Origin of the sequence: Actinoallomurus sp. CA-142502 (assembly GCF_050936355.1) — a bacterium.
In the GTDB taxonomy this organism is placed as follows: Bacteria; Actinomycetota; Actinomycetes; order Streptosporangiales; family Streptosporangiaceae; genus Actinoallomurus; species Actinoallomurus iriomotensis.
In genome coordinates this window covers 3,810,912-3,824,308 of sequence record NZ_JBNJMY010000001.1, presented here as the reverse complement: position 1 = coordinate 3,824,308, position 13,397 = coordinate 3,810,912, and the positions used below count along the sequence as shown (strand labels likewise).

Below are 13,397 nucleotides of genomic sequence, written 5' to 3'. Positions count from 1 at the left end.
GTCACCAGTTCGGGTCGGTGCCGGGCACGTTCGGCGGGAGCGCGTGTCCCGGCGGGTACATGATGTAGGCGATGCCGCCGCTGGAGGAACTCCGCTGCCAGACGTTCTCGAAGTCGGCGCGCGGGTAGACGTGACGGACCTCGGCGTCCGAGGGCGACGCCGGGTCGTTGACGATCGGGTCGCCGCTCTGGGTGAAGCCGACGACCACGAACAGGTGGCCGTTGGTGCCGTAGCCGGCGCCGGGCAGTTCGGATGCCTTGAACGACTGCGAGGTCACCACCGGGATGCCCGCCTTGATGAACTGCTCAAGCTCGGTGACCGACCGCAGGCGCGTGATGAAGCCGTTCAGCCCGAAGCGGCCGGCGTACGCGGGGTTGAACGGCCAGTTGCCGGTCCCCTGATAGTTGTGGTCGTAGGTGTTCCGCGCGGCGTAGTCGACCTGCGGGTCGGCGTACGACGGGTCCACCCAGGACATGTCCTGCGGCGAGGGTCCGGTGTTCCAGTAGGCCACGACCATGGACGTCGACGTCGGGCTGCACCACGCCTCGCCGCCGCCGTTGTACTCCGGGTACTGGCCCTTGTGGATCTCCTGGGAGTAGGCGGGGACGTTCAGCTCGACGCCCTCCGCGCCGCCGAGCGGGCTGGCCGGCACGGTCTTGCGGCCGGGCACCAGGGAGGCCATCGCGCCCACCGAGCGCAGCGCCGGCCGCGTCCCGGTGCCCGGCAGGCGGTACAGCGTCACCCGGAGCTGGTAGGAGGTCAGCGAGCCCGTGGCGACGAACGTGTCGATGTCGACGTCGCCGTCGGCGTCGCCCTGGCCCGGCACGGAGGTGCGGTGGATGTCGCCGCCCTCCCCCGGGTCGTCGGCCGCCCAGCGGCCCATGACGTACCACTTGGTGTCCGCGCCCGCTCCGGTGTGGCCGCGCATCTCGATCTGCAGCCAGCTCCCGTGCGGGGTGTCGGCGGTCCAGGACGCCACGAGCTGGCTCGCGCCGAACCCGACCGACACCGTCGGCGACGTCCAGCGGGCGTAGTCCCAGCTCTTGGTTCCGCCGCCGTACGGGTCGGTGTAGCTCGCCGTGCCCGCCGGGGTGGCGAAGGCGACGGCGCCGGTGCCGGACGGCTCCACGCCCTCCGAGACCCCCGCCGCGAAGTCGGCGTCCGAACTCCACTCGTGGTAGACGACGCTCGACTGCGGCGCGGCCTTCGCCGCCTCCGCGCCGGGCGCGCCGGTTCCCGCCGTGGTCATCAGGCCGGCGAGGACCAGCACGAGGACTCGCCGCGCCGGAGCGCGGAACCGCGAACACACCATGGGGTGCTCCAGGGGGAGGGCCCCCGGTGCGCCGTGACCGCGGTCACGGCGCACCGGGCGACGGTTTTCACCAGTTCTTCTCCATACCGGGGATGTTCTTGGGGAGCCGGTGACCCGGCGGGTACATGATGTACGCGATGCCGCCGCTGGAGGAACTCCGCAGCCAGACGTTCTCGAAGTTGGCACGCGGGTAGACGTTGCGGACGACGGCGTCGGAGGACGAGGCCGGGTCGTTGATGATCGGGTCGCCCTTCTTGGTGAACCCGACGACGACGAAGAGGTGACCGTTGGTGCTGTAGTTCGAGCCGGGCAGTTCGTCGGCCTTGAACGACTGCGAGGTCACCACCGGGATGCCCGCCTTGATGAACTGCTCAAGCTCCGTCACCGACCGCAGCCGCGTGATGAAGCCGTTCAGCCCGAAGCGGCCGGCGTACGCGGGGTTGAACGGCCAGTTGCCGGTGCCCTCGTAGTTGTAGTCGTAGGTGTGACGCGCGGCGTAGTCGACCTGTGGGTCGGCGTACGACGGGTCCACCCAGGACATGTCCTTCTTGGAGGGGCCGCGCTTCCAGTAGCCCACGACCATCGAGGTGGACGTGGGGCTGCACCAGGCCTCGCCGCCGCCGTCGTACTCCGGGTACTGGCCCTTGTGGATGTTCTGGGAGTACGTCGGGACCTTCAGCTCGATGCCCTCGGCCCCGCCGAGCGGGCTGACCGGCACGGTCGTGCGCTGCGCGACCAGCGAGGCCATCGCGCCGACGGAGCGGAGCACCGGCCGCACGTGCTTGCCGGGCGCGCGGTACAGGGTGACCCGCAGCTGGTAGGAGGTGAGGGAGTTCTTGGCGATGAAGGTGTCGATGTCGACGTTGCCGTTGGCGTCGGCCTGGCCGGGCACCGTCGTCCGGTTGATGTCGCCGCCCTCCTTGGGGTCGTCGGAGGCCCAGCGGCCCATGACGTACCACTTGGTGTCGGCGCCCGCTCCGGTGTGGCCGCGCATCTCGACCTGCAGCCAGGTGCCGTGGGGGGTGTCGGCGGTCCAGGAGGCCACCAGCTGGCTCGCGCCGAACCCGACCGACACCTTGGGCGACGTCCAGCGGGCGTAGTCCCAGGTCTTGGTGCCGGCGCCGTACGGGTCGGCGTACGCGGTGGAGCCGACCGTGCGGGCGATGGTGAGGGCGCCGGCGCCGGACGGCCGTACGCCCTCGGACGAGCCCTTCGCGAAGTCGCGGGCCGACGTCCACTGGTGGTAGGCCGCGAGCGAGCGTGCAGGGGCCTCGGCCGCCCCCGCGTGCGGCGCCGCGGCCACGCTGGTGGTCGCGAGACCGACCAGTACGACAAGAGAGACCCTCCGTGCCGAAGCACGGGCACCCGACCACACCATGGCGACTCCAAGGACGGCGACGATCTGAACCGGGACGGTAAGACCGCGCCGACCGCGTGTCAACGCTTAACAGGCCCAAGCGTTGCGTGGAAATTTGTTTACCGCCGGGCCCGACAACGGCGGCGTCGCTTTCGACTGCGGGCGCGAACCCTCGTATCCTTCCCTCCATGGCAAAGAAGTCCCAGGACGGACAGGACGAAAGACCCGGCCGCCTCAAGCAGATCCGCATGGTCGCCTCGCTGGTCCACCAGGCCAATCCCAAGGCTCTGCCGATGGTGTTCTTGGCGGCGATCGGGACTCTCGTGGTGTTCGTGGTCGTCGGGCTGCTCCTGGGCCAGGCACTGCTGCTGATCCCGCTCGGCGTACTGGCCGCCCTCGCGGTCGGCATGATCGTCTTCGGGCAGCTGGCGCAGCGTACGCAGTACTCCATGCTCGAGGGAAGGCCCGGCGCCGCCGCGTCGATCGTGGAGAACATGCGGGGCCGCTGGGTCGTCACCCCCGCCGTGCAGGCGAACCGCAACATGGACGTCGTGCACCGCGTGGTCGGCCACCCGGGCGTGATCCTGCTCGCCGAGGGCCCCCGCTCGCGGGTCGGCAAGCTCATCGGAGCGGAGAAGAAGCGCATCTCGCGCGCCGCCTCGGAGGTCCCGATCTATGACATCCAGGTCGGCAACGACGAGGGCCAGGTGCCGATCGGCAAGCTCCAGCGCCACCTCACCAAGCTGCCGCGCAACCTGAAGAAGGACGAGGTCAGCGAGCTGACCGACCGTCTCAACGCGCTGCCGCAGGCGATGCAGATGCCCAAGGGCCCGATCCCCAAGGGCGCGCGCATGCCGAAGGGCCCCAAGCCCCGCACGCGCTGAACGGCTCAGCGGACCACGACCACCGTGTTCGCCGCACGGTCGTGCAGGCCTCGGTGGTCGCGGTCCCACAGCACGGCGGGGATCAGCAGCACGAGCAGCACGGCGCGCTCGAAGGCCCACAGGAGCCCGACGCGGCCGCCGTTCGGCACGGCCACGCGCAGCCCGGCGAGCCGCTTGCCGACGGTGGTGCCGAACAGGCCGGTGAGCAGCCACGAGAGCACCCCGAAGATCGCCAGGGTGACGACGCTGCGCATCGTGGGGCTCCAGTGCAGGAGGGCCGACAGGATCTGCGCCACCAGCAGGGCCAGGAACCAGTCGACGACCAGCGCCACGAGCCGGCGGCCGTACCCGGCCACCGAGCCGGGGCCCTGCTGCGGCAGGCCCATCCGCTCCCCCGGATAGCCGAGGTCGGCGCCTGCCGCGCGGGCGCCCGAGAGCCAGGTTCCGGCCGAACGCCGAGGTTCGCTCATGACCCCAAAGCTATCCGCCACCGGTGATCATCCGGCGCCGGGGTTGCATGTAACACGTGCGAAACACATGGGACACGGCTTGGAAACGGCCGGTGCATAGCGTGATAGCGCCCTGAAAACACCCTAGGAGGTCGGATGTTCAGCAGTGCCAGCGAGGTCCTGAAATACATCAAGGACGAAGGGGTACAGTTCGTCGATGTCAGGTTCACTGACCTGCCGGGCACGACGCAGCACTTCACGTTCCCCGTGAACAACTTCGGTGAGAGCGTCTTCACCGACGGCCTGATGTTCGACGGGTCCTCCATCCGTGGTTTTCAGGAGATCCACGAGTCGGACATGCTGTTGCTGCCGGACCCCACGACGGCTGTCATCGACCCGTTCCGCCAGCACAAGACCCTGAACATCACGTTCTTCGTGCACGACCCGCTCACCGGCGAGGCGTACACCCGTGACCCCCGCAACGTCGCCCGCAAGGCCGAGGACTACCTGCGCGGCACGGGCATCGCGGACACGGCGTTCTTCGGGCCCGAGGCGGAGTTCTACATCTTCGACGACGTGCGGTTCGAGACGAGCCAGCACGAGTCGTTCTACCACATCGACTCGGTCGAGGGCGCCTGGAACACCGGCCGCAAGGAAGAGGGCGGCAACCTCGGGTACAAGCCGCGTTACAAGGGCGGCTACTTCCCGGTGCCGCCGATGGACCACTTCACCGACCTGCGCTCGGAGATGGTCCGGCAGCTGACCGAGTGCGGCATCGAGGTCGAGATGCAGCACCACGAGGTGGGCACCGCCGGCCAGGCCGAGATCGACTTCCGTTTCGGCACGCTGCTGAAGACCGCCGACGACCTGATGCTCTACAAGTACATCGTCAAGAGCGTCGCCCGGCAGGCGGGCAAGACGGTCACCTTCATGCCGAAGCCGATCTTCGGTGACAACGGCTCCGGCATGCACTGCCACCAGTCGCTGTGGAAGGACGGCTCGCCGCTCTTCTACGACGAGGTCGGCTACGCCGGGCTGTCGGACCTGGCCCGCTACTACATCGGCGGCCTGCTCAAGCACGCCGCCTCGCTGCTGGCCTTCACCAACCCGACGGTGAACTCCTACCACCGCCTGGTGCCGGGCTACGAGGCACCGGTCAACCTGGTCTACTCCCAGCGCAACCGCTCGGCCTGCGTCCGCATCCCGATCACCGGTTCGAACCCCAAGGCCAAGCGCCTGGAGTTCCGCGTTCCGGACCCGTCCTGCAACCCGTACCTCGCCTTCCCGGCGATGCTCATGGCGGGCCTCGACGGCATCAAGAACAAGATCGAGCCGCCGGAGCCGGTGGACAAGGACCTGTACGAGCTGCCGCCGGAGGAGGCCCGCAGCGTCCCGCAGGTGCCGGGCTCGCTGGAGGCGGTCCTGGCCGCACTCGAGGCCGACCACGACTACCTGCTCGAGGGCGGCGTGTTCACGCCGGACCTGATCGAGACGTGGGTCGCCTACAAGCGTGAGAACGAGCTGGACCCGATCCGCCTCCGCCCGCACCCGCACGAGTTCGAGCTGTACTACGACTGCTGAGCGCCGGGCGCCCCGCGCCCTCCGCGACACGTGACCGGCCCGGTCCGCCGCCCAGGCGGACCGGGCCGTTCGTCGTCGCCCGCCCGCTGTCGTGGGGTGATGTCCGGCCGCTTATGGACGATCACTCATCCGCACTAGGCGTGGGACACGTGGTGTCATAGCGTCTCAAGCATGGACACGCCGCTGGTGTTGCTCGACGTGGACGGTGTTCTCAATCCTCTGCAGCGTTCGCCCGGCTATCAGCGGTACCGGGCCACGCCGAACGGCGTCACCTTCCGGCTGTTGCTCAATCCCCGCCACGGGCCGATGCTGACCGCGCTCGCCGAGGAGACCGGCGCGGAACTCGTCTGGGCCAGCTACTGGACCGACGCGGCCAACGAGTGGATCGCCCCACGGGTCGGCCTGCCCGAGTTGCGCGCCATCCCGATCCCCCCGCGCGACCCCGTGTACTCCTACGGGGGCTGGAAGGCGCGGCACGTCGCCGAGTGGATCGGCGAGCGGCCTTTCGTATGGTTGGAGGACGAACCGGATGTTCCGGACGTCCTCGCGACCGGGCCGGCGCTCGGCCCGCATCTGATCGTGGGAGTGGATCCGGAGGAGGGCCTGACCGAGGCCCACGTGGAGCAGGCGCGCGGCTGGCTGGAACAACTGCGGCAGGGCGCGCGTTAGGGGGCGCGTTAGTAGGGCAGTCCGGCGACAAGGGGGATGATCATGGCTTCGGTACGGGTCGAGCGCACCGACGACGGCGGCTTCGTGGCCACCAACGGCCGCGGCGCGCGGGTGGCCATCGGGGGTTCGGGAGACGACGGCGTCTTCACGCCCGTCGAGCTGCTGCTCGCCGCGCTGGGCGGCTGCGAGATCGTCACGGTCGAGCCGCTGACGTCCGAACGCGGCCACCGGCTCGTACGCCTCGCGGCCACCGTCGAGGCCGAGAAGGTGGCGCCGACCCGCCTGGGCGCCGTCACCGTCACCTACGACGTCGAGCTCCCCGAGGGCGACGAGGACGCCGCGAGGGTCTTCACCGACGTCGCGCACCGGGTGCACGACAACCACTGCACGGTCGGCCGCGCCCTGCGCGAGACCACCCCGACGGAGCAGATTCTGCCCGATCTCGCGCGTTAGCGCCCGAAATCGGCGCTTGACGAACACTTCCGCGCATTATTGGCTGTTCGCGGTTGTTCTGAATCGCGAGGAGTTCCCCCATGCGCAGGCTCTGGGCCCCCGTCACCGCCCTGCTCGCCACCGCGGCCGTCACCGCGCCCCTGCCCGGCCCGACCCCACCGGCACACGCGTCGGCCACCGCGACCGTCTGGCCCACGCCGCAGCAGATCAACGACCGGTCCGACGGCTTCCGCCTCCCCCGTACGGTCGGGCTGGTCGCCACGGCCGACGCCGACGCGCCCGCGCTGCGGACGGTGCGGGCGGTCCTGAAGAAGGCCGGCGCGACCGACATCCGGCAGTCGGCGGCCGACCCGAAGACCGAGGTGACCGTCTGGCTGTCCGGCGGCGCGCCCGTACTGAAGGGCCTCGGCGTCGCCGACCACACCGGGCTGGGGCCCGAGGGTTACGTGCTGGCCGCGGGCCGGTACCGCGGACGCGACCACATCGTCCTCGACGGCGCCGACGGCACGGGCGCCTTCTACGCGGCCGAGACGTTCGGGCAGCTGGTGCGCGAGCGCTGGATGCCGGGCGTCGCCGTACGCGACTGGCCCGCGATGCGTTACCGCGGTTCGATCGAGGGCTTCTACGGCACCCCGTGGTCCCACGAGGACCGGCTGGCCCACCTCGACTACCTCGGCGCGCACAAGATGAACACCTACGAGTACGCGCCGAAGGACGACCCGTACCACCGGGAACGCTGGCGCGACCCGTACCCGGCCGACGAGCTCGCCCAGCTCGGCGCGCTGGTGAGCCGGGCCCGCGACAACCACGTGGAGTTCACCTTCGCCCTCTCCCCCGGCCTGTCGATCTGCTACTCCTCCCAGGCGGACGTGGACGCGCTGATCGCCAAGCTGGAGGCCGTGTACGACCTGGGCGGACGGGCGTTCAACGTGCCGTTCGACGACATCGACTACGGCGTCTGGCACTGCGCGGCCGACAAGGACAAGTTCGGCGACGGCGCGGCCGGAGCGGGCGCGGCGCAGGCGTACGTGCTGAACAAGGTGCAGGCGTGGGCGCGCGCCAAGGGCGACGTGCATCCGCTGCAGATGGTGCCGACCGAGTACTCCAACGTGACCGACTCGCCGTACAAGCAGGCCCTGCGCGACAAGCTGGACCCGGACGTGATCGTGCACTGGACCGGCGTCGGCGTCATCCCGGCGACGATCACGGTCGACGAGGCGAAGCAGGCCGAGAAGGTGTTCGGCCACCCGATCCTGGTCTGGGACAACTACCCGGTCAACGACTACATCGCCGGGCGGCTGCCGCTGGCCGCCTACACGGGCCGGGAGAGCGGCCTGTCCGGCTCGATCACCGGGATCATCTCCAACCCCTCCAACCAGGCCGCGGTGAGCGACGTCGCGCTGTTCTCCTTCGCCGACTTCGGCTGGCACGACGCCACGTACGACGCCGGGCGCGCCTGGGCGGCGGCCCTGGCCGAGCGCGCCGGCGGTGACCGGGAGACGATCGCCGCGCTGCGCGCCTTCGCGGACGTGTCGTCCTACGACGGCCGGCTGCACCTGACCCAGGCGCCCGAGCTGGCCGCCGCCGTGAACGCCTTCTGGCGGCGCTGGGACGCCGGCGACCACCACGGCTCCGTCCGCGACCTGCGGACGCGCGTACGGGCGCTCGCCGCCGCCCCGGCCCGGATCCGGGCCGGCGTCATCGATCCCGCCTTCGCCGACGAGGCCAAGGCGTGGCTCGACGCCACCGAACTCTGGGCGCAGGCGATGGACGCCGCCCTCGACATGATCACCCACCCGCTCGCGCGCGGCTGGGCCGACCGGCGGCGCGTCGACGCCCTGGTGGCACGGGCGAACGCCATCCGCGACACCCGCGAACCGCACAGCGGCACCGCGCCCAAGATCGGTGACGGGGTGATCGACCGGTTTCTCACGACGGCGAAGGCGGCGTTCGACCGTACGGCCGGCGTGCACGCCGTACGGCCGGCCGGGATCACCTCCCTGGCGCAGTACCAGGACAACGCCCCCGCCCGGATGACCGACGGCGACACCGGCACGTACTTCTGGAGCAACGCGGCGCCGGCGGCCGGCGACTGGGTCGGCGTCGACTTCGGCGAGCCGCGGCCGATCGGCGACGTCGGCGTCCTCATGGGCAAGTCCGGCAGTCCGAACGACTACATCCACGCCGGGACGCTGGAGTACTCCACCGACGGCTCCTCCTGGACGCCGCTGGCGGACGGGACCACGGCGGAGGTGCACGCCACCGCGCCGGCCGGCACGACCGCCCGGTACGTCCGTTACCGGGCCACGGCGGCCAATGACGGGTACTGGTGCGTGGTGCGGGAGTTCCAGGTGAGCGTCCCCGGCCAGATCACCTACACCGTCACGGGCGGCCCGGCCGGTGACCTGGCCGCCGCGGCCGACGGGTCGCTGGACACCGCCTACACCGCCTCGGCCGCCCCGGCGGCGGGCGACGCGCTCGTCGTGACGCCCTCGGCGGCACGGCGGCTGGCGCGCGTCCGGGTGCTGGGTTCGGCGGGCACCGCCGCGGTGGAGGTCAGGTCGGGTGACACCTGGCGCCACATCGGTATCCTCCGTAACGGGTACGCCGACCTGCCCGCCGGTGGCGATCCGGTCGACGCCGTGCGTCTGACCTGGGAGTCCGGCTCACCGGCGCCCTCGATCAGCGAGGTCGTGCCGGTCCCGGCCGAGTGATCGCCGGAGGAGATCCGGGCGACCGTATCCACCCTGAGGACTAGGGCGTGTACTCATATGGGCCGAGTCGCAGACCATTCCTGGAGGTGATCACAAAAGCCAGGCTTTCCTTCAGGATCTAGACATGGCCCAGCTCGCCCAACCCTGTCGCCCGGCGCCGCGCGACATCGACCTGAAGGGCTCGTGGTCGCCCCGGCTCTGGCGGGAGATCGCCCTGATCGCCGTCTTCTACGGCGCGTACACCCTCGTGCGCCTGGTGATCCCGCACAACGAGTCGGCGGCGTACGTCCACGCCGGGCAGGTCATGCGCCTGGAGCACGCCCTGGGGCCGAACGTCGAACTGGCGCTCAACCGCGCGCTGCTGCGCATGCCCCTGCTGGCCAAGGCCGCCAACATCTTCTACGCGACCGCCCATTTCCTGGTCACGCTGGCGGTGCTGGTGTGGCTCTACCGCCGGCGTCCGCGGCAGTACCGGTGGCTGCGCACGTCGCTGCTGCTGGCCACCGCGATCGCCCTCGTCGGGTTCTGGATCTACCCGCTGGCGCCGCCGCGTTTCCTCGGCGGCGCGGGCTTCGTCGACCCGGTGACCGCCCTCCACAGCTTCGGCCTGTACTCCTCGCCCCAGGCGGGCTCGCTCACGAACCAGTTCGCCGCCATGCCCTCGATGCACGCGGGCTGGGCGGTCTGGTGCGCGGTGGCGGTGATCGCGAGTACCCGCCGGCCGCTGGTCAGGGCCCTGGCGACGCTCTACCCGATCGTCACGGTCACCGTGATCTTCTCGACCGCCAATCATTACCTGCTGGACGCCGTGGCAGGGATCACCGTGATGGCGTTCGCCCTGTCCGCAGGCCTTATCCTCCATCTGCGGGAGAACCGGTCACGTCCAGCGAAGGATCACGAAGTGACAAACAAGACAACTATTGCCGATAGTCCAGGCGGCCGGATCTGACACCATGGGGATCATGTCGAGTTCGGCCGTAGCGCCAGTCGCCACGGGCGACGCGACTGAGGCACCGGAGGACAAGCCGGCCGGGGTACGACCGCGCGTCTGGCGCGAGATCCTGCTCATCGCGCTCTGCTACACGGCGTACTCCTTCGTACGCAATCTGGTACCCACGACGCACACGGCGGCGCTCCGACTCGGCGGACGGATCCTCAACCTCGAGCACCTGCTGCACATCGGCTTCGAACTCCCGCTCAACCACCTGTTCGTACGCGTGCACTGGATCGGCGTCGTCGCGAACTACTACTACTCGACCCTGCACTTCATCGTGACCCCGGGCATCCTGGCCTGGCTGTACGTCCGCCACCAGGACCGCTACGTCTTCTATCGGCGGCTGATCTTCGCGACGACGGTACTCGCGCTGGTCGGCTTCTATCTGCTGCCCCTCGCACCGCCGAGGATGCTGCCGGGATACGTCGACACGGTGCTGGTCTGGCACACCCACGGCCTGTACGCCTCGGGCGCCTCACCGGTCGGCTCCGTGTCGAACCAGTACGCGGCGATGCCGTCCCTGCACACCGGCTGGGCGCTGTGGTGCGCGATCGCCGTCTCGGACGTGATCCGGCGCCCCTGGGCCAAGATCCTGCCGTTCCTCTACCCGCTGGCGACGGTGCTCGTCATCCTGGGCACGGCGAACCACTATTTCCTGGACGCGGTCGGCGGCGCGGTGACACTGGGCTGCGGCTACCTGGCCGCCCGGGGCGTCCGCCTGGTCATCCCCCGCCTGGGCCCCGTCGCGCGGGTGTTCTCCACCGACTAGGGCCGCGGCCCCTTCGCGGGCCGGCGTAATGGCGGCCGTGGGCGGCCGTCGGCGTGAACAGGCAGCGTACGGGACCGCTTCGCCGGTAGAGCCCCTGCAGCCGCCCGTTCGGGCGGTCAGCGCTGAGCCGTACCGGACTGCTCGCGGTCGAGACCTGGACCGAGGTGCCGCGGCTGCGGGGCCGTGCCTTTGCGAGCCCTCATGGCGGACTTGAGCGCGACCTCGCCGTCGGCCGGTGGCCCAGCGTGGCAGAGAGGCGCGCATCTCCCTGCACACGGGGCCACCTCTGTGTCCACCGCGGTTCCCTTTGACCTCACCTCTCCGCCTCCCGGGCCCACCCACACCTCCACCCCGAGAAATATCGCCACTAATCCGCTTTTAAAGCACCGATCACCCTCGGTCACACGCGCGAAAACGGAACACCGAAATCCACCGTCGGGATCATCCACGCCGAACGCGCCACCTCACGTCGTCTTCCCAGGCCATCGCCCATTGATCGTGATTGTCCCTCAACGTCCATAGCTGTATCGTACGAGCCCGAAACCGGTGACACAGAAGTGCCACGGACGCGTCCTCACGGCCGTGACCAAAGAAAGCCCGACTTGACCATAAATCAAATGATTTCGGCGAGTTCCCCCGTCGTCGGCCTCAGAAGCCGGATCGCGGTACGAGAAGCGAGTCTGGAGTTCAGTCGTGCATGGTCTAAATTTCCGCGTCCTCGGTCCGCTCGAGGTCTCCGCCGGCACACGGCGGGTGCCCGTCGCGGCCGGGAAACAGCGGACACTCCTCGCCACCCTGCTGCTCAGCGCGAACCAGACCGTGCCCATCGAGGAGCTCACCGACCGCCTGTGGTGCGGGGACCCGCCCCGCGGCCCGCGCGGGGCGCTGCACACGTACGTCACGCGGCTGCGGCAGACGCTCGACCGCCACACCGGCGGCGGGTCCGGGCTGATCAGCACCTCCCCGGCCGGGTACGGCATCGAGCTCGACGCGGGCGGGCTCGACCTGATCCGCTTCCGCACGATGGTCGCCGAGGCGCGTACGGCCGGGCGGCGCGGCGACCTGACCGCCGAGTCCGCCGGGCTCACCGCGGCCCTGTCCCTGTGGCGCGGTCCGGTCCTGTCCGACGTACGGTCGGAGTCCCTGCACCGCGACGTCGTTCCCAGCCTGATCGAGGAACATCTGCGCACGTTGGAACGGCGGCACGAGGTCGACCTCGCGCTCGGCCGGCACGATCGCCTGGTCGGCGAACTGCGCGCACTGACCGGCAGGCATCCCTTCCACGAACGCTTCTGGGGTCAGCTGATGGTCGCGCTGTACCGCTGCGGCCGGCCGGCCGAGGCACTCGAGGCGTACGGCGAGGTCAGCGCGTCGCTGCGCCGCCGTCTCGGCGTCTGCCCGGGGCCGGAGGTACGCGACCTGCACACCGCGATCCTGCGCGACGACCCCCGGCTTTCGTCAACGCCACCTGAAGGCGAACTGTAAGCGGACTGAAAGAACCCCTTCCTAAGTTGGGAACGCCGACAAGGAAAGGGTGCTCATGACCGCCAAAGGGCCGACCCTGTATCCGGGCGTTGAGGAGATCCGGCAAGTTCAGCAATTAATGATCTTCTGCTCACTGCTGCCTCCGGACGGGAAGCTGCGCGAAGTCCTCACTCGCGCTCTCGACCTCCACGAAGAGCCCGTTCTTTCCCGAATCACTCCCATGACTGATATTCAGCCTCATGCCACAAAGGCGTGGCTCGAGTCCATTTGGATAGAAAGCGGGCTGTCCCCGGACGAAAAGGAGTTGGTTCGCTGGCAGAACGACAGTGACAACATGGCGGCCGCCATCCGGGAGCTGCAGAACGTCGAGCGGCAGATCGGCATCCGGCTCGTCGCCGAGAAGACCCAGTAGCCCACGTTCACTCAGGAGGTATCCGTGTCCGACACCATGACGCTCCAGGCCGTCGTCGACAGCGAGTTCCGCACCGAACTGCTGGCGGACCCCGCGGCCTTCGGCCTGTCCGGCTCCTCGCTGCCCGCTCCCATCGAGCAGCCGGACCAGGAGTCAATCGACTTCTGGACCGAGGGCGTCGCCGCGATGGAGATCTACGCCTGCCAGACGAGTTGCAGCTGGGGTCCGATCACGGCGGTCTGCGACGGCACCACCAAGTAGGCGACAGAAGGGGCCCACACCCCGCGCGGTGGGCCGGCAGACGCCGGCCCACCGTTC

General features: G+C 69.8%; 13 protein-coding genes. 10 read left to right on the top strand and 3 right to left on the bottom strand.

The window, feature by feature from the left end; translation table 11 throughout:
* Position 1: 1 nt before the first annotated feature.
* On the bottom strand, positions 2–1,312 hold the full coding sequence (locus ACQEV1_RS18530; RefSeq protein ID WP_433394843.1) for a C39 family peptidase: 1,311 nt from the start codon (positions 1,310–1,312) through the stop codon (positions 2–4).
* A gap of 67 nt (positions 1,313–1,379) precedes the next feature.
* A complete protein-coding gene (locus tag ACQEV1_RS18525; protein ID WP_285566910.1) occupies positions 1,380–2,690 on the bottom strand; it encodes a C39 family peptidase in 1,311 nt (436 codons plus the stop codon).
* 167 nt (positions 2,691–2,857) lie between these two features.
* Here ACQEV1_RS18525 and ACQEV1_RS18520 point away from each other — a divergent pair, with 167 nt between their 5' ends.
* A complete protein-coding gene (locus tag ACQEV1_RS18520) occupies positions 2,858–3,553 on the top strand; it encodes a DUF4191 domain-containing protein (protein ID WP_285617086.1) in 696 nt (231 codons plus the stop codon).
* A gap of 5 nt (positions 3,554–3,558) precedes the next feature.
* On the opposite strand, the gene ACQEV1_RS18515 is transcribed toward ACQEV1_RS18520, so the two are convergent.
* Positions 3,559–4,023 (bottom strand): RDD family protein, encoded by a 465-nt coding sequence (locus ACQEV1_RS18515; protein WP_285617088.1) that lies wholly within the window; start codon positions 4,021–4,023, stop codon positions 3,559–3,561.
* Positions 4,024–4,158: 135 nt separating this feature from the next.
* Between ACQEV1_RS18515 and glnA the strand changes: the two genes are divergently transcribed.
* The 9 genes from glnA (at position 4,159) to ACQEV1_RS18470 (ending at position 13,340) form a co-directional block, all read left to right on the top strand.
* A complete protein-coding gene (gene glnA, locus ACQEV1_RS18510) occupies positions 4,159–5,583 on the top strand; it encodes a type I glutamate--ammonia ligase (protein WP_285617090.1) in 1,425 nt (474 codons plus the stop codon).
* A 171-nt stretch (positions 5,584–5,754) separates the two neighbouring features.
* Positions 5,755–6,252, top strand: coding sequence for an HAD domain-containing protein (locus ACQEV1_RS18505; RefSeq protein WP_433394842.1), 498 nt, complete (start codon positions 5,755–5,757; stop codon positions 6,250–6,252).
* A gap of 42 nt (positions 6,253–6,294) precedes the next feature.
* Positions 6,295–6,705, top strand: coding sequence for an OsmC family protein (locus tag ACQEV1_RS18500; protein WP_285617092.1), 411 nt, complete (start codon positions 6,295–6,297; stop codon positions 6,703–6,705).
* Positions 6,706–6,785: 80 nt separating this feature from the next.
* Entirely contained in the window at positions 6,786–9,419 is a 2,634-nt protein-coding gene (locus ACQEV1_RS18495; RefSeq protein WP_433394841.1) for a beta-N-acetylglucosaminidase domain-containing protein, read from the top strand.
* 124 nt (positions 9,420–9,543) lie between these two features.
* Entirely contained in the window at positions 9,544–10,368 is an 825-nt protein-coding gene (locus ACQEV1_RS18490) for a phosphatase PAP2 family protein (protein ID WP_433394840.1), read from the top strand.
* A gap of 13 nt (positions 10,369–10,381) precedes the next feature.
* Positions 10,382–11,182 carry a phosphatase PAP2 family protein gene (locus ACQEV1_RS18485; RefSeq protein WP_285617097.1) on the top strand — a complete coding sequence of 267 codons (801 nt, stop codon included), beginning with the start codon at positions 10,382–10,384 and terminating at the stop codon, positions 11,180–11,182.
* A 693-nt stretch (positions 11,183–11,875) separates the two neighbouring features.
* Positions 11,876–12,667, top strand: coding sequence for an AfsR/SARP family transcriptional regulator (locus ACQEV1_RS18480; protein ID WP_285617099.1), 792 nt, complete (start codon positions 11,876–11,878; stop codon positions 12,665–12,667).
* Positions 12,668–12,722: 55 nt separating this feature from the next.
* Complete coding sequence (locus ACQEV1_RS18475) at positions 12,723–13,079, top strand: DurN family substrate-assisted peptide maturase (protein ID WP_285617100.1); 357 nt, start codon at positions 12,723–12,725, stop codon at positions 13,077–13,079.
* Between the two features lie 24 nt (positions 13,080–13,103).
* Complete coding sequence (locus ACQEV1_RS18470) at positions 13,104–13,340, top strand: cinnamycin family lantibiotic (RefSeq protein ID WP_285566926.1); 237 nt, start codon at positions 13,104–13,106, stop codon at positions 13,338–13,340.
* Positions 13,341–13,397: the final 57 nt, after the last annotated feature.

Bases quoted from the DNA above. Each gene is read 5' to 3' on its own strand.
- ACQEV1_RS18505 (WP_433394842.1), top strand. From the start codon at position 5,755: ATGGACACGCCGCTGGTGTTGCTCGACGTGGACGGTGTTCTCAATCCT.
- ACQEV1_RS18515 (WP_285617088.1), bottom strand. From the start codon at position 4,023: ATGAGCGAACCTCGGCGTTCGGCCGGAACCTGGCTCTCGGGCGCCCGC.
- ACQEV1_RS18525 (WP_285566910.1), bottom strand. From the start codon at position 2,690: ATGGTGTGGTCGGGTGCCCGTGCTTCGGCACGGAGGGTCTCTCTTGTC.
- ACQEV1_RS18475 (WP_285617100.1), top strand. From the start codon at position 12,723: ATGACCGCCAAAGGGCCGACCCTGTATCCGGGCGTTGAGGAGATCCGG.
- ACQEV1_RS18485 (WP_285617097.1), top strand. From the start codon at position 10,382: ATGTCGAGTTCGGCCGTAGCGCCAGTCGCCACGGGCGACGCGACTGAG.
- ACQEV1_RS18530 (WP_433394843.1), bottom strand. From the start codon at position 1,312: ATGGTGTGTTCGCGGTTCCGCGCTCCGGCGCGGCGAGTCCTCGTGCTG.
- ACQEV1_RS18495 (WP_433394841.1), top strand. From the start codon at position 6,786: ATGCGCAGGCTCTGGGCCCCCGTCACCGCCCTGCTCGCCACCGCGGCC.
- glnA (WP_285617090.1), top strand. From the start codon at position 4,159: ATGTTCAGCAGTGCCAGCGAGGTCCTGAAATACATCAAGGACGAAGGG.
- ACQEV1_RS18520 (WP_285617086.1), top strand. From the start codon at position 2,858: ATGGCAAAGAAGTCCCAGGACGGACAGGACGAAAGACCCGGCCGCCTC.
- ACQEV1_RS18500 (WP_285617092.1), top strand. From the start codon at position 6,295: ATGGCTTCGGTACGGGTCGAGCGCACCGACGACGGCGGCTTCGTGGCC.
- ACQEV1_RS18490 (WP_433394840.1), top strand. From the start codon at position 9,544: ATGGCCCAGCTCGCCCAACCCTGTCGCCCGGCGCCGCGCGACATCGAC.